This is a genomic window from Paenibacillus sp. Dod16 (assembly GCF_049893405.1).
Taxonomy (GTDB): Bacteria; Bacillota; Bacilli; order Paenibacillales; family Paenibacillaceae; genus Paenibacillus_AQ.
In genome coordinates this window covers 37,577-54,018 of the sequence record NZ_JBNDYG010000029.1, presented here as the reverse complement: position 1 = coordinate 54,018, position 16,442 = coordinate 37,577, and the positions used below count along the sequence as shown (strand labels likewise).

The window sequence follows — 16,442 nt, the reverse complement described above, 5'->3', positions numbered from 1 at the left end:
CAGATCATAGGAGGCCGTTAAATGAGCTCATCATCCATACAAACCAGCAATATTACCGACTTGAAACTGGCACCGGAAGGTCATTTGAAAATCGATTGGGTGAAGGCGCATATGCCGGTATTGAACCGGGTGCGTGAACAATTCGAGAAAGAACAGCCATTCAAAGGGTTGAAAGTCGCTATCTCCTTGCATCTGGAAGCCAAGACCGCTTATCTGGCGAAAGTCATTCAGGCCGGCGGCGCTGAAGTGACGATTACGGGCAGTAATCCGCTGTCAACTCAAGATGATGTATGTGCCGCATTGGTAGAAGACGGGATCACGGTGTTTGCCAAGTATAACCCGGATCCTAAGGAATACAAGCAGCATCTCATTTCAACACTGGAGACCAGACCGGATCTGATCATCGACGATGGCGGGGATCTCGTTACGATCCTGCACTCCGAGCGTACCGATCTGCTTGAAGGAATTCGGGGCGGAGCGGAAGAGACAACGACAGGCATCCTGCGGCTGAAGTCTTTGGAGAAAGAAGGCTCTCTGAAATTTCCGATGGTTGCCGTGAATGATGCATACTGCAAATACTTGTTTGATAACCGTTACGGTACCGGACAATCGGTTTGGGACGGAATTAACCGGACGACCAACCTGGTGGTTGCAGGCAAGACGGTTGTTGTCGTAGGATATGGCTGGTGCGGCAAGGGCGTGGCCATGCGTGCCAAAGGTCTTGGTGCCAACGTTATTGTGACCGAGATTGATGCGATTAAGGCCGTTGAGGCTTATATGGACGGCTTCCGCGTCATGCCAATGCGCGAAGCGGCCAAATTGGGAGACTTCTTTGTAACCGTCACGGGTAACCGCGATGTCATCAGCGGGGAAGACTTTGATGTCATGAAGGACGGTGCCATTTTATCCAATGCCGGTCACTTCGATGTGGAAGTCAATAAACCGGATTTGTCAGAACGGTCTCAATCGGTTCGGACGGTTCGGCGCAATATCGAAGAATATCACCTGAAAGATGGCCGTAAGATTTATTTGCTTGCCGAAGGCCGTTTGGTGAATCTGGCGGCAGGTGACGGACATCCGGCGGAAATTATGGATATGACGTTTGCGCTCCAGGCACTGTCGCTCAAACATGTGAATGATCACTACAAGAACATCGGTAACCGCGTTGTAAATGTTCCTTACGAATTGGATAAACAGGTTGCCTTGTATAAACTGGAAAGTCTAGGTATTACAATCGACAGCCTGAGCGCTGAGCAGAAGTCTTACTTGGACAGCTGGGCTMAGCACTAAACAGCAGCAGCTTTAGATCATTTGCAAACCTCCTTTCCATCCCCATGCGGGATGAAAGGAGGTTTTTTGTGCGAATGTTCTGAGAGAAAGTTCCAAAAAAACAAATGCTCGATAGAAGGTATTTGATTCTTGACGCCGAATCTATTATCCTAAAGTGGTGGAAAGTGGTGCAAAGTGGGGAATCGGGGTTAAGGGGTGGAGTGCCTGATGTTCATGGGGGAGTTTCAACATAGCATCGACGATAAGGGGAGAATCATTATCCCTGCTAAGTTTCGCGACCTCCTGGGCACCTCGTTTATCGTAACCCGCGGATTGGACAATTGCCTCTTTGTATACCCCAAAGATGAATGGGCCATCATGGAACAGAAGCTCAAATCCCTGCCGCTCATGAAGTCGGATGCACGCGCATTCACCCGGTTTTTTTTCTCCGGGGCGACGGAATGTGAATGGGATAAACAGGGAAGGGTAAATTTGCCGGGCAATTTGCGCGAGTTCGCCAAGCTCGAGAAGGAATGCGTCGTCATCGGCGTATCGAGCCGAGTGGAGATCTGGAGCAAGGAGCAGTGGCAGAATTACTATCAGCAGTCGGAGGAAGCATTCAATGACATTGCTGAGAAGCTGGTAGATTTTGATTTTGATTTATAACCAGCTAGGAACATCGTATTGAAATGGACAATTTACACTTAAAATCATGAATGAGACACAATGGAGGGCTGCAGCTTTGTTCCATCACATCACAGTGCTTAAGCAAGAAGCGACAGAAGGGCTGCGCATCAAACCAGACGGTATATATGTTGACTGTACGCTCGGGGGAGCAGGGCACAGCTCGCTGATTGCTTCCCAACTAAGTTCGAATGGTCGGTTAATCGCATTGGATCAGGACGATTGGGCTTTGAATAACGCCCGGGAAGTCATGAAGCCGTATGTGGACCGGATCACGCTCGTCAAAACCAATTTTCGTGATTTGGAGGAAGTGCTCCGTAACGAAGTGGAGGTTGACGAGAACGGGCAGCCGCAAGTTGACGGTATACTGTTCGATTTGGGCGTATCTTCTCCGCAGTTCGATGAAGGGGAGAGAGGGTTTAGTTACAATCATGATGCCCCGCTGGATATGCGGATGGATCAATCCGCCGAGCTTACCGCAGCCAAGATTGTAAACGAATGGCCGGAACAGGAAATCGCGCGAATATTGTATGAATACGGCGAAGAGAAATTTTCAAGGCGGATTGCCAAGGTCATTGTTGAAAGAAGGGCACAGAGCCCTATTCAGACAACCGGCGAGCTTGTCGAGATGATTAAGGAAGGGATTCCGGCCGCAGCTCGGAGAACGGGCGGCCACCCGGCCAAACGAAGCTTTCAAGCGTTTCGTATAGCGGTAAATGATGAGCTTGGCGCATTCAAAGACGCGCTTCACCAAGCCGTGCGATGTCTTGCACCGGGAGGAAGAGTGTCGGTCATCACGTTTCACTCGCTCGAAGACCGGATATGCAAACAGATTTTTAACAGTTACATTCCCAAGTGCACATGCCCTCCAGATTTTCCGATGTGTGTATGCGGAGGCGGCCAAGGTGAGCTGAAGTTGGTGAACCGCAAACCGCTTATCCCCTCTGCGGAAGAGATTGAGAGTAATCCAAGGGCGCGTTCGGCGAAGCTGCGGATTGCGGAGAAACTGTAGAAACATAAAATCCCTGAAGAAGGAGAATCAGCCATGGCTTACACGCGCGGCAATTTAGCCGTACAGGAGAGACAGAAGGAAACGCAGCAGTCCGCTTATCTCGAGAAGACAAAAGTCGTCAAACGCCGTTCCCAGCTTCCGCAAAAAGAAAAGCTGCTGTATTTGTTATCCGTGGTATTTGTGGTTGCCGTCATGGGCGTCATTGGCATGAGTCATGTTCATTCCTATGACTTGAACCGGCAGATCCAGTCGACGGAGAACGACATACTCCAAGCGAAACGAGATATTAATCAGCTACAGGTTGAGAAGCAAACACTGGAGACGCAAATATTGGACAAGGCGAAAGAGCTGGGCTATGTCCCTATTGATAACAATAATACGATCCATCTATCACCGGTCTCGGGGTCATCCGAGACACAGAATTCGGACTCGGGACAAAATGATTGAAGTGTGAGGTTTTGACCGATGATAAAAAAAATCAAACTGCGTACCGTGCTAATAGGGGGATGTATAACCCTCTTTTTTGCTTTATTGATTGGTCGGGTATTTTGGCTGCAGGTGATCGATAACGACTTCTGGAAGGCCGAAGCTTTAAAGAAGTGGTCTCGTACTCAACCACTGCCTTCTTCTCGAGGGACTATTATGGATCGGAATGGCAATATCCTAGCCATGGACGCTCCAGCCTTTACGGTCATTGTGAATCCTGCGGTCATTCAGGCGAACGGCATGGAGAATGAGGTCGTTAAAGGACTGCACGAAATTCTTGACAAGGATGAGGACGAGCTACGTGAACTGGTCAGAGCTAAAAACAAGGATGGGGAATACCTCAAAGGTGTGGAAGTCCGCAGCGAAGGATGGAAGATTGACAAGGAGAAGAAGGACGAGGTTGAAGAATATAGTGAAAGCTTAAATCAAAAATTAAAGGCTGCCGGCAAAGTCCCCGATTCGGGCATCGGCTTTCAGAGAGAGCAAAAACGCTTCTATACAAAAGAAACAAGGGCTGCACATATACTAGGGTATACTGATCGCCAGGGTAAGGGTATCGGAGGCATTGAGCAGCGATATGACGAGTTCCTTAAGGGAACCGACGGATTCGCTTCGTACAAAAGTGATAAAAAAGGGGTCAAGCTCCCGAGTGAAGACGATTTATACCAGCCCGCAATAAATGGGAAAAATTTAGTACTGACGACTGACGACACAATCCAGTATTATATCGAGGAAGCGATGCGCGACACGTATAACCAATATAAACCAATCAGTATGACGGTAATCGCAGCGGATCCGAACACGATGGAAATACTGGGGATGGCCAATATGCCGACTTTTGATCCCAATACATATTCGGAATGGAATCAAAAGAATTTTATCAATCATGCAGTAAGTTCAAGATATGAGCCTGGATCCACCTTTAAAATCGTGACGCTGGCCAGTGCAGTTCATGAGAAGCTGTTTAACCCGGGTGCTATTTATCAATCCGGATCCATAAGAGCGGGTGGAAGAACCCACCGGGACATTAACAGCGTAGGTTGGGGCCCCATTACCTACCTGGAAGGCGTGAAAAGGTCGAGTAACGTGGCATTTGTAAAGTTGGGATACGAAATGCTCGGCAAGGAGCGATTTACTAACTATATTCGGGAGTTTGGGTTTACGGAGAAAACGAAAATCGATCTTCCGGGCGAAATTCTCGGTACCTTGAACATGACTTATGATTCCGATATTTCTACCATGACTTATGGTTACGCCGTATCCGTAACGCCTATTCAGCAGATTGCTGCCATTTCAGCCGTTGCCAACGGAGGCAAGCTCATGCAGCCTCATATGGTTAAGCAGATCGAGGACCCTAACACGGGCAAGGTTGAGAAAATCGAGCCGAAAGTCGTGCGCCAGGTCATATCTCCTGAGGCTGCAAGAGAGACAGGGACTTACCTTGAGCAAGTTGTAGCTGACCAAGTAAATGGTACAGGAAGGCTTGCATATATCGACGGCTACCGTGTTGCGGGAAAAACTGGTACGGCGATTAAATCCAATGGAGGATATGCGGATCGTTCCAAACAAATCGTTTCGTTTATTGGCTATGCACCAGTTGAGAATCCAAAGATAGCCGTATTGGTCATCATTGACGAAGCGAACGATGAACAAGGCGGCGGTAAGCTGGCAGCGCCTATATTTAAAGAGATCGTATCCAAGACATTGAATTATTGGGGCGTTCCCAAATCGAATGTAAAGCAGGATAAAGAAAAAACGAATTCAGGAACATCGCTGAAGGATTCCCTGAAAGCACCGGATTTTACGGGGTTGAAGCTGAGTGACGTAAAAGCCAAGCTGTTGAAGGATGGAGTGGCATTTGAGACCTTGGGCAACGGAAACACGGTGAAGGAGCAATACCCGCCCGCCAATGCGATCATTAGTGCAGGACAACGGATTTATCTTCTTACAGAGGATAGTCCAACGATGAAAATCCCGAATTTAGAGGGTGAATCGCTTAGGGACGCCATGGAAGTGCTCACCTTGATGAAAGTAAAGGTTAATGTTCAGGGTGAAGGCTACGTTGTTTCGCAGTTGGAAGCCAAGGAGAACGGCCAGCGAATCGTGCAGTTAACGCTGAAGTCGGCTCAAGAGTTGATCACGGGAAGCAGCAGCTCTGATGAAACATCGTCCGATGGCAGCGAGGAATCCAGCGATAAAGAATCCACCGATGAAGAAACAGAAGCAACAGGCAAGACAGAAGGGGAATAGCTTGTTCTAACCCGGGTTTGTCCCGAATACTCATGTGAAGAACGCATATCATGAGCTTTCGGGTTCAAACAGGGAGGGAAGCTTAGGTGAAAGTATCCAAGGTATCGCAGCGGAGAAGGCTGCTCTGGAGCCTGCTGCTGCTGCTCCTGCTGTTCTCAGCACTGATTATCAGACTGGCTTATGTACAGATTGGGAAAGGCGCGGAGCTGTCGGCGAAGGCGGAGGATCTCTGGCGCCGCGACATTCCGTTTGCGGCACAGCGTGGTGAAATTTTGGATCGCAACGGAACCGCATTGGTTACGAATATAACGACACCGACCATTTGGGCGATTCCTGTACAAATCAAAGATCCGGACCATACGGCCGAAACCTTGGCCGGGCTTATCAACATGGACAAAGCCGATATCAAGAAAATCATTACGAAACGTTCGAGGTTGGAACGGATAAATCCCGGTGGACGAAAAATTACGATGGAGCTGGCTCAGGAAATTCGTGATTTGAAGCTGCCGGGTATCGTTGTTGCTGAGGATAACAAACGGTATTATCCCTATGGCGATCTCGCAGCCCATATTTTGGGGTTCACGGGAGCCTACAGCCAGGGACTCACCGGGCTGGAAGCCATGCATGACGACAAGCTGAAGGGATTCGAAGGCGGAATATCCTATCTGTCCGATGCGGGCGGAAGAATCATGCCGGGCTCCTCGGAGAAATACGTAGAGCCCCGCGACGGTCTGAATCTGGAGCTGACGATCGATAAATCGATTCAGTCCATAATGGAGCGGGAGCTTGATCAAGCCATGGTGAAGTATCAGGCGAATGGGGCTTGGTCGATCGCCATGAATCCCAAGACGGGTGAGATTTTGGCAATGGCCAGCAGGCCAGGGTATTCTCCTGCCAATTACCAGGAGTTTTCAGCCGAGACGTACAACCGTAACCTGCCGATCTGGATGACCTATGAACCAGGCTCGACATTCAAGATTATAACGCTTGCCGCTGCCCTTGAAGAGGACAAGGTTGACCTGAAGAACGACCACTTCTTTGACAGTGGGGCGGTAGAGGTCGGTGGAGCGAGACTGCGCTGCTGGAAAAAAGGCGGCCATGGCAGTCAGACCTTCATGGAGGTTGTCCAGAACTCCTGCAACCCGGGCTTCGTCGCGTTAGGTCAGAAGCTGGGCAAGGAAAGCCTGTTTCAGTATATCCGCGATTTTGGCTTCGGGGCAAAGACGGGCATCGATTTGAATGGGGAAGAGAATGGGATCCTGTTCAAACTCGACAATGTCGGTCCTGTTGAGCTGGCGACAACGGCATTTGGGCAAGGAGTATCGGTTACGCCGATCCAGCAGGTTGCTGCAGTGTCTGCCGCCATTAACGGCGGCAAATTGTTTAAGCCGCATGTGGCCAAGGCGTGGGTCAATCCAGAAACGGGAGAGACGGTCGAGGAAATCAAGCCGGAGCTTGTCAGACAAGTGATCTCGGAGGAAACATCCAAGCAAGTCCGCGAGGCACTCGAGAGCGTCGTTGCTAAGGGGACCGGGCGCCCTGCCTTCATCGACGGCTATCGAGTCGGAGGGAAGACGGGAACCGCCCAGAAGGTTATTAACGGCCGGTACTCATCGACCGAGCATATCGTATCGTTCATCGGATTCGCGCCTGCCGATGATCCTGAAATTGTGGTGTACACGGCGGTAGATAATCCGAAGGGCATTCAATTCGGTGGCGTCGTGGCTGCTCCGATCGTGCAGAATATCCTGGAGGATGCGCTGCATTATATGAATGTTCCGCCGCGTAAAGACCAGCTTGCCCGTGAATACAAGTATGGTGAGACACCAACCGTGACTGTACCGAACCTGGTCGGAGCTACGGTTCAGGATCTGTATGAGGATCTGAATATGAATTTCATGCTGGCCAAGTCCGGGACCGGCAACACAGTGATTTCCCAGGCGCCGAAGCCGGGAAGTCGGGTAGAGCGAGGGTCTACCATTCGGATCTATATGGGTGAAGACCCCGAGGGAACCAAGCACGAACATTAAGGCATCATCCGATTCGGGAGCGAGGGCGGATGATGCAGATATATAGAGAGAGGGATAACAATGAAATTGAAGCAATTATCATCCGTATTGGCGGCTGCTGTTATCGAAGGATCCGGAGAAGTTGAAATCACGGGGATTGAAACAGACTCAAGACAAGTGAAAGCGGGGGATTTGTTCATTTGTCTGCCGGGCCATACGGTAGATGGACACCAGTTTGCTGCCCAGGCCGCTGACCAAGGCGCTGCGGCATTGGTTGTTGAGCGAAAGCTTGAGGTCGACCTTCCGCAAGTCATCGTGAGGGACAGCCGCTTTGCGATGGCGGGTTTGGCGAACGCCTTTTATAATCAGCCGAGCTCCCGCATGAAGATGATTGGCGTAACCGGAACGAACGGCAAGACTACGACAACGTATTTGATCGAGACGATCATGAATGATTACGGTTTGAAGACCGGATTGATCGGCACGATTCAGATGAAATACGATGGTCAGTCCTTCCCGATGCCAAGAACGACGCCAGAGGCGCTGGAGCTCCAGCGTTACTTGAACGATATGGCGAACGCAGGCACCGAGTGCTGCGTGATGGAGGTATCCTCGCATGCGCTCGAACAGGGGCGGGTAAAGGGAACGGACTTCCGAACGGCTATATTCACAAACCTGACGCAGGATCATCTGGACTACCATCATACGATGGAAGAATACCGCGGGGCAAAAGGGTTATTTTTCTCCCGGCTGGGCAACGCTTTTGCCAAGGATGAACCATCACGCAAATATGCCGTCCTGAATGCGGATGATGAGGCTTCGGCTTATTTTGCCAAGCAGACGGCGGCGGAAGTGATTACCTATGGTTTGGGAGAAGATGCGGATATACGGGCAAGCAACATCTCAATCACCGCTCAAGGCACCTCGTTCCATGTGGATACCTTCCGCGGCAGTGCGGATATTGCGATTCGAATGGTAGGGAAATTCAACGTGTATAATGCCATGGCCGCGATCGCTGCCGCGCTTCTTGAGGGAATCCCTCTCGAGGATATCAAGAACAGCCTGGAGTCCGTGCCCGGCGTTGACGGCCGCGTTGAGGTCGTGGATGAAGGTCAGCCGTACGCCGTGATCGTTGATTATGCGCACACGCCGGACGGACTCGAAAATGTACTGCGTACCGTTAATGAATTCGCTGAGGGCCGAGTGCTTACGGTATTCGGCTGCGGCGGCGACCGGGATCGGACCAAACGGCCGATCATGGGTAAAATTGCTGCGAAATATAGCGATGTTGTATTGGTGACTTCCGATAATCCCCGCACGGAAGATCCGGATTTGATCCTGAAGGATATCGAAGCCGGCTTGATTGAGGACGGGGTGTCAACAGAAAGCTACAAACTCATCGTTGATCGCCGGAAAGCGATTGAAAAGGCTATTGAAATGGCAAGCCCGGGCGATGTAGTATTGATTGCGGGGAAAGGTCACGAGACCTACCAGCTGATTGCGGGCGAAGTGCTAGATTTTGACGACCGCATCGTAGCCAAAGACGCGATAAGGGGCAGACAATAGTGATCCATAAATCATTAAAGAGCATCGCCGACATGTGCGGCGGGACGCTCTCACGTAACCAAGATGACAATATTATCATTCAAGGGGTCGGTACCGACTCCCGAACCATACAGCCGGGAAATTTGTTTGTTCCGATTGTTGGCGAGAAATTTGACGGGCATGCGTTCGTGGAGAGTGTGCTCGCCAGCGGAGCCGGCGCAGTGCTCTGGCAGAGAGATCATCAACCGATTCCCGACCTGCCGCTCATTCTCGTGGAGGATACGTTAACGGCGCTCCAGACGCTTGCGGCGGCCTATTTGTCCGAGAGCAGCGCCAAGGTGGTGGGCATAACCGGCAGCAACGGGAAAACCACCGTGAAGGACATGGTGTCCGCACTGCTTGAAACCACGTTTAACGTTCACAAGACGCAAGGCAATTACAACAATCATATCGGTCTTCCGTTAACCGTCCTCGCGATGAAGGAAGACACCGATATTATCGTGCTTGAGATGGGCATGAGCGGACGTCACGAGATTGAACTCCTTTCGAACATTGCTCATCCGGATATGACGGTGATTACCAACGTGGGGGAAGCGCATCTGCTTCAGCTCGGTTCGCGCGAAGAAATCGCCCGCGCCAAGCTTGAAATTATTAGCGGCATGAAGCCGGGCGGCTTGCTGATCTACCATGGGGACGAACCGTTGATCCGCCAGGTGCTTGCTGAAGAAACTACGGTGAAGCCAGAAGGGCTTCGAACATTTACGTTTGGCAATCAAGAAACCAATGACGATTATCCGACGGGACTTATGTTCCATGCAAGAGGAATCATCTTCACTTCGAACCGGCATGCGGGCGAAGGCTTTAGCTTGCCGCTTCTCGGGCGTCATAACGTAGTCAACGCGCTTGCGGCGATGGCTGTAGCAGCCCATTTGGGAATCGGCGATGAAGCTATTCGCAGCGGGTTTGCCAATCTGAAACTGTCGAGCATGCGGATCGAAGCCGTGGAGACTGCTTTCGGGGTCACCGTGCTGAACGATGCTTATAATTCGAGTCCTACCGCGGTCAAGGCGGCATTGGACGTGCTTGGTGATATGAAAGGCTACCACCGGCGAATTGCCGTTCTCGGGGACATGCTGGAACTTGGTCAGCGTGAAGAGGAATTCCATGCCGAGATTGGAGATTACTTATCTCCGGACAACACGGATCTTGTGTTCACCTTCGGCCCATTGTCTCTTCACACGGCTATGAAAGCGAAAGACCGCTTTCCTGAAGGAGCAGTGCTTCCGTTTACGGATAAAGAAAAACTGATCGAAGCCTTGCTGGAGCGGGTAACGGAGAAGGATATCGTATTGGTGAAAGCCTCGCGCGGCATGAGGCTGGAACACGTAGTTGACGCGTTAAAGGCGCTGCCTGGCGGCAACAACGGAGTGAGGGGGTGAGCTGATGGACTTTCAATTGCTGTTATTAACAATCGGTGTAGCGTTTGTGCTTGCGGTGATATCGGCTCCGCTGCTCATTCCGCTGCTGCGGCGGATGAAGTTCGGCCAGCAGGTTAGGAACGACGGTCCGCAGAGCCACTTGAAAAAAGCCGGAACGCCAACGATGGGCGGCGTTGTGATTCTGCTTGCTTTTACACTGACTTATATTAAATTTTCTCCAGTCGATACTGATTTCTATGTGATGATCGTAGCGACGCTCGGCTTCGGTTTGATCGGCTTTCTTGACGACTATATTAAGATCGTATTTCGCAGATCATTAGGACTCACGGCCAGGCAGAAGCTGTTTGGACAGCTTCTGTTTTCCGGCATTATGTGCTGGCTGTTGATCTCCAACGGCCATAGCACGGCGATAAGCGTTCCAGGAATGGATTGGTCCTTTGATTGGGGGCCGTGGTTCTATTATCCGTTCATCGTGGTCATGATGCTTGCCATCAGCAACGCGGTGAATTTCACCGATGGAGTGGATGGTCTTCTGTCCGGTGTCAGTGCGATTGCCTTTGGCGCTTATGCCATTGTGGCGATCCAGTCTACGTCGTTTGCGGCGGCATTCTGCGCAGCGGCGATGATCGGTGCGGTACTCGGTTTTCTGGTATTTAACGCTCACCCTGCTAAAGTGTTCATGGGAGATACAGGGTCTTTAGGAATCGGGGGCGCTATTGGCGCCATAGCGATCGTAACCAAGAGCGAGCTGCTGTTCCTCATTATTGGCGGGGTATTCGTCATAGAAATGTTATCCGTTGTGCTTCAGGTGGTTTCCTTCAAAACCAGAGGCAAGCGAATATTCAAAATGAGCCCGATCCATCACCATTATGAATTATCCGGGTGGTCGGAGTGGCGCGTCGTCTTTACATTTTGGGCCGTGGGACTGATACTTGCGGGACTCGGACTTTATATCAACAAGGGGTTGTAACATATGAAGCAGCTAGAAGATTATCGGGATAAGCATATCGTCGTACTGGGACTGGCCAAAAGCGGAGTACAGGTAGCTAAAGTGCTGCATCAAGCCGGAGCCTCCGTCATTGTGAACGACAGAAAGGAAAGAGAACAGTGTCCTGAAGCTTCGGAGCTCGAGGCTTTGGGTATTTCTGTTATTTGCGGTGGACATCCCGATGATCTTATTCATCCCGGTGTAACGCTTCTTGTCAAAAATCCCGGAATTCCGTATTCCGCCCCGCCTGTTCAAAAGGCGCTGGAGCTTAAGATTCCTGTCGTGACCGAAGTTGAAATCGCCTATCACCTGTGTGAAGCACCGATCATCGGCATCACAGGCTCGAATGGCAAAACAACGACGACAACCTGGGTAGGCAAGCTGCTGGAAAACGCGGGTCTTTCCCCGATTGTAGCCGGTAATATCGGCACGCCACTATCCGAGGCTGCAGCAGAAGCAACTGAAAACAATTGGATGGTCGTTGAGCTGAGCAGCTTTCAATTAAAAGGAACAGAGGAGTTCAGGCCGCGTATTGCCTGCCTTCTCAACATTGCGGAAACGCATCTTGATTACCATGGCGGAATGGATGATTATGTTGCATCCAAAGCCAAGCTGTTCGCCAACCAGACTGCAGATGATACCGCTGTGCTCAATTGGGATGATCCCGTGTGCAGAAACCTTGTTCCGTATATCAAGGCGCGCATTGTGCCTTTTTCGATGAGTGAGAGCCTTCGTGAAGGGGTTCACGTAATGCCGCCATATGTTGCCGGTACCCCGGACTCGGACGACGACGATCAGGGGCGTACGCTGATTTATACAGATGGCGAAGGGTTTACGCATGAGATCATCCGTGTGGAGAACATCGGACTGCCCGGAAGATTTAATGTAGGGAATGCATTGGCTGCCTGTGCGATCGCCATAGCGGCCGGCGTTGCTCCCGATAAGCTGGAAGAAGCTTTATCCAGCTTCCGCGGTGTTGAGCATCGCCTGGAATACGTTGCCGAGCTTCAGGGCGTATCCTATTACAATAACTCGAAGGCAACGAACTCCAAGGCGACGCACATGGCATTGACTTCGTTCAAGGAGCCTATCATATTAATCGCGGGCGGGCTTGACCGCGGGTCGGATTATGAGGAATTGATTCCTTCCTTGCAAGGAAGGGTGAAAGCCGTCGTGCTTCTTGGCGAAACGAAGGAGAAAATCGCGAAGGCTGCTGCCAAAGCCGGATTAAAGGACATCTTCCTCGTCGATAATGGGAAGGACGCCGCCGCGACTTTGACCTCGGCTGTCCAGAAGGCTGCCGGGCTCGCAGAGAGCGGGGATATTGTTCTACTATCTCCCGCATGTGCGAGCTGGGACATGTTTCCTTCCTTCGAGGATCGAGGACGCATTTTTAAAGAGGCGGTGCATAACCTTTAAGTAGGGGGGTGGATAAGCCCCTACTAAGGATGTACGAGGTGGCCTTTCCATGAACAAGAACCGCCAGGCGCCCGATCTGTGGCTGCTTATCTGTATTTTGGCCCTGCTGGCCATCGGAATCGTCATGGTATACAGCGCAGGATCCGTCCTCGCATTTCATGACTATGGCGATAAGTTTTATTTTGTGAAGCGTCAGCTGTTTTTTGCCTGTTTGGGGCTTGCTGCCATGTACTTCACATCGAGGACCGACTATCGGGTTTGGAAGAAATACAGCAAGCTTGCATTGCTGGTCTGCTTTTTTATGCTGATTATCGTACTTATTCCAGGGGTCGGCGTTGTTCGCGGTGGAGCCAGAAGCTGGCTCGGCATTAGCTCGTTCGGAATTCAACCCTCCGAGTTTATGAAGCTGGGCATGATTCTGTTTCTATCACGCTGGCTCAGTAAGCAAGATTATGATATTACGTCTTTTACTAGGGGGCTTTTGCCGCCGCTTGGTTTAATCGGACTGGCATTCGGATTGATTATGCTGCAGCCTGATTTGGGTACGGGTGCCGTTATGCTTGGAGCTGCGATGATGATTGTTTTTACCGCAGGGGCACAGATGAAGCATCTGGGCTTTCTCGCATTAGGCGGGGTTGCCGGTTTCATTGGCTTGATTCTGACAGCCCCCTACCGGCTGAAGCGGATAACCGGGTTTCTCGATCCATGGTCCGATCCGCTTGGCGCAGGCTATCAGATCATCCAATCCCTCTATGCCATAGGGCCGGGTGGACTCGGCGGGCTCGGGCTTGGCATGAGTCGCCAGAAGTACGCCTATGTACCTGAGCCGCAGACTGATTTTATTTTTTCGATCTTGGCCGAAGAGCTTGGATTCATTGGCGGTTTGATTGTACTGCTCTTGTTCGCTGCCTTGGTGTGGCGGGGCATGAGAGTGGCCATGACGGTATCCGACGGCTTTGGAAGTCTGCTGGCTGTTGGGATCGTGGGCATGGTCGCCATACAGGTCGTTATCAATATCGGTGTCGTTATCGGTTTAATGCCGGTGACAGGGATTACGCTGCCGCTCATCAGTTACGGAGGCAGCTCATTGACGCTGATGCTGACGGCGCTGGGCATTCTATTAAATATTTCCCGTTATGCGAGGTGAAGGGTATGCGTGTCGTATTGACCGGCGGCGGAACGGGGGGGCATATTTACCCCGCCGTTGCCATTGCAAGACAATGTGAGAAGGAAGATCCGAAAACGGAGTTTTTATATATCGGAGGTACGCGGGGTCTCGAAAGCAAGCTGGTGCCCCAGGAGAAGCTGCCGTTTGAGAGCATCGATATCACGGGGTTCCGGCGCAAGCTGTCGCTGGATAACGTGAAGACGATCATGCGTTTTTTCAAAGGCGTGAAGCGATCGAAGGCCCTTCTGAAGGAATTTAAACCCGATGTCGTGATCGGTACCGGAGGTTATGTGTGCGGTCCGGTGGTTTATGCAGCGGCCAAGCTCGGGATACCAACCATGATTCATGAGCAGAATGCGATTCCCGGCCTAACCAACCAGTTCCTCAGCCGCTATGCGGATACGGTGGCGGTCAGCTTTGAGGGATCGGAGTCTTCCTTTCCTAAAGCCAAAAGAACGGTATATACAGGAAATCCACGTGCGACAACGGTATTATCCGCCAATCGTGAACGTGGATTTGCTACGCTCGGCATTCCGGTGGACAGCCAGGTCGTACTGATCGTCGGCGGAAGCCGGGGTGCCAAGGCGATCAATAACGCGATGATCGGGATGGCGCCGTTCATACAGAAACTGCCGGGCGTACATTTCGTGTTTGTTACGGGCGAAACTTATTTTGAGAACACGCGGGAATCCATTCTGTCCCAGCTCGGTACCATGCCGAATCAACTTCATATCGTGCCATACGTTCATAATATGCCGGAAGTGCTTGCGGCTACTTCGCTGATTGTAAACCGTGCGGGAGCTTCATTCCTGGCGGAAATTACATCGCTTGGCATTCCATCCGTACTTATCCCTTCACCTAACGTCACCAATAACCATCAGGAGGCGAATGCGAGGCAATTGGAGGAAGCGGGTGCGTCCAGCATGATTCTTGAAAAGGATTTGACGGCGGAATCGCTGTTCGCAAAGCTTGAGGAGATCATGACCAGTCATAATTCCAGAGAGGCGATGTCCGCGGCTGCGAAAAAGCTCGGCAAACCGGATTCGGCATCCGTCATGGTTCAAGAAATCCGCCGGTTAACCGGCAAACGCTAAATCGGCTGGGCGATTGTCACACACCTATGGAGCCTGACATAAGATACTCTATAATCGTGACACACCCATGAGGCCGGCATTACTGACAGCGGCCATCTCTTCATCCAGTTGAAGGAATGGCCTTTTGGTTTTGAAAGTCAAGGGGAGGTTTATTTAAAATGCAGCAGTGGAAATCGCTACTATCAGAGGCCAATATCGGAACAGTGTTATGGAATGAACCGCTGGCAAAATATACGACGTGGAAAATAGGCGGACCAGCCGATTGCCTGATTATACCTGAGAACAAGGAACAGCTCAGGGAACTGGTCACCCTTCTCCATGCCCATCACATACCTTGGACACAATTGGGCCGCGGTTCAAACATGTTGGTTGCCGATAAAGGCATTCGGGGAGCGGTCATCAAGCTGGGCCAGGGATTTGAGGGGCTTCATTTTGACGGAGAGACGATAACTGCAGGCGGCAGTCTGTCTTTTGTCAAGCTCAGTGTTCTGGCCGGAAAAGAAGGATTATCCGGTCTTGAATTTGCCGGAGGCATTCCTGGATCGGTCGGAGGGGCCGTCTACATGAATGCAGGTGCCCATGGGTCTGATGTGTCACGCATATTCAAGTCCGCTGACATTGTACTGGAAACAGGGGAATTGGTTACGTATGCTGCGAAAGATATGGCGTTTGATTACCGACACTCCATTCTGCATGAACAAAAAGGGATTGTGACTGAAGCGGTATTTGGGCTCCGTCAAGGAGACCGCAAAGAAATTTCAGCTGTTATGGCCTCCTACAAGGACCGTCGCCGGCGTACACAGCCGCTCCAATCCGCAACGGCAGGCAGTGTTTTTCGCAACCCGCCCGGTGATCATGCCGCGAGGTTGATCGAGGCTGCCGGTCTTAAGGGCCTACGGATCGGGGGCGCAGAAGTTTCTTTACAGCATGCCAATTTCATTGAGAATACCGGTCAAGCGACAGCAGAGGACGTGCTCGCTTTGATGGAACGTATTAAGGAAACCATCTCGGAAAAGAACGGAATTCATATGGTGCCTGAGGTGTACGTTCTGGGCGAGCGGTAAACTCGGAGGTGATAC

Annotated in this window: 13 protein-coding genes; all 13 read left to right on the top strand. The window is 51.2% G+C overall.

Going from position 1 to position 16,442, the window contains the following annotated elements; translation table 11 throughout:
• Positions 1-21: 21 nt before the first annotated feature.
• The 13 genes from ACPV3A_RS20870 to murB all read left to right on the top strand — a co-directional run bounded on the left by ACPV3A_RS20870 (position 22) and on the right by murB (position 16,427).
• Positions 22-1,290 (top strand): adenosylhomocysteinase, encoded by a 1,269-nt coding sequence (locus tag ACPV3A_RS20870; protein WP_426200949.1) that lies wholly within the window; start codon positions 22-24, stop codon positions 1,288-1,290.
• Positions 1,291-1,497: 207 nt separating this feature from the next.
• A complete protein-coding gene (mraZ, locus tag ACPV3A_RS20865) occupies positions 1,498-1,935 on the top strand; it encodes a division/cell wall cluster transcriptional repressor MraZ (protein ID WP_009590832.1) in 438 nt (145 codons plus the stop codon).
• Positions 1,936-2,011: 76 nt separating this feature from the next.
• A complete protein-coding gene (gene rsmH / locus ACPV3A_RS20860; RefSeq protein ID WP_194545107.1) occupies positions 2,012-2,965 on the top strand; it encodes a 16S rRNA (cytosine(1402)-N(4))-methyltransferase RsmH in 954 nt (317 codons plus the stop codon).
• Positions 2,966-2,998: 33 nt separating this feature from the next.
• Positions 2,999-3,412: a cell division protein FtsL gene (locus tag ACPV3A_RS20855; RefSeq protein ID WP_220686039.1), complete on the top strand. Its 414-nt coding sequence runs from the start codon at positions 2,999-3,001 to the stop codon at positions 3,410-3,412.
• 18 nt (positions 3,413-3,430) lie between these two features.
• Entirely contained in the window at positions 3,431-5,701 is a 2,271-nt protein-coding gene (locus tag ACPV3A_RS20850; RefSeq protein WP_426200946.1) for a penicillin-binding transpeptidase domain-containing protein, read from the top strand.
• Positions 5,702-5,787: 86 nt separating this feature from the next.
• On the top strand, positions 5,788-7,731 hold the full coding sequence (locus ACPV3A_RS20845; RefSeq protein WP_216533897.1) for a stage V sporulation protein D: 1,944 nt from the start codon (positions 5,788-5,790) through the stop codon (positions 7,729-7,731).
• Positions 7,732-7,791: 60 nt separating this feature from the next.
• Positions 7,792-9,276, top strand: coding sequence for a UDP-N-acetylmuramoyl-L-alanyl-D-glutamate--2,6-diaminopimelate ligase (locus tag ACPV3A_RS20840; protein ID WP_220686037.1), 1,485 nt, complete (start codon positions 7,792-7,794; stop codon positions 9,274-9,276).
• Positions 9,276-10,694 (top strand): UDP-N-acetylmuramoyl-tripeptide--D-alanyl-D-alanine ligase, encoded by a 1,419-nt coding sequence (locus ACPV3A_RS20835; protein ID WP_426200943.1) that lies wholly within the window; start codon positions 9,276-9,278, stop codon positions 10,692-10,694. The genes ACPV3A_RS20840 and ACPV3A_RS20835 overlap by 1 nt, the downstream gene beginning before the upstream one ends.
• A gap of 4 nt (positions 10,695-10,698) precedes the next feature.
• A complete protein-coding gene (gene mraY / locus ACPV3A_RS20830; RefSeq protein WP_216533902.1) occupies positions 10,699-11,664 on the top strand; it encodes a phospho-N-acetylmuramoyl-pentapeptide-transferase in 966 nt (321 codons plus the stop codon).
• A 3-nt stretch (positions 11,665-11,667) separates the two neighbouring features.
• Positions 11,668-13,101: a UDP-N-acetylmuramoyl-L-alanine--D-glutamate ligase gene (gene murD / locus ACPV3A_RS20825; RefSeq protein ID WP_194541667.1), complete on the top strand. Its 1,434-nt coding sequence runs from the start codon at positions 11,668-11,670 to the stop codon at positions 13,099-13,101.
• Between the two features lie 49 nt (positions 13,102-13,150).
• Positions 13,151-14,248, top strand: coding sequence for a stage V sporulation protein E (spoVE, locus tag ACPV3A_RS20820; protein WP_339296018.1), 1,098 nt, complete (start codon positions 13,151-13,153; stop codon positions 14,246-14,248).
• Positions 14,249-14,253: 5 nt separating this feature from the next.
• Positions 14,254-15,363, top strand: coding sequence for an undecaprenyldiphospho-muramoylpentapeptide beta-N-acetylglucosaminyltransferase (murG, locus tag ACPV3A_RS20815; protein WP_426200939.1), 1,110 nt, complete (start codon positions 14,254-14,256; stop codon positions 15,361-15,363).
• Positions 15,364-15,521: 158 nt separating this feature from the next.
• Positions 15,522-16,427: a UDP-N-acetylmuramate dehydrogenase gene (murB, locus tag ACPV3A_RS20810; protein WP_426200937.1), complete on the top strand. Its 906-nt coding sequence runs from the start codon at positions 15,522-15,524 to the stop codon at positions 16,425-16,427.
• Positions 16,428-16,442: the final 15 nt, after the last annotated feature.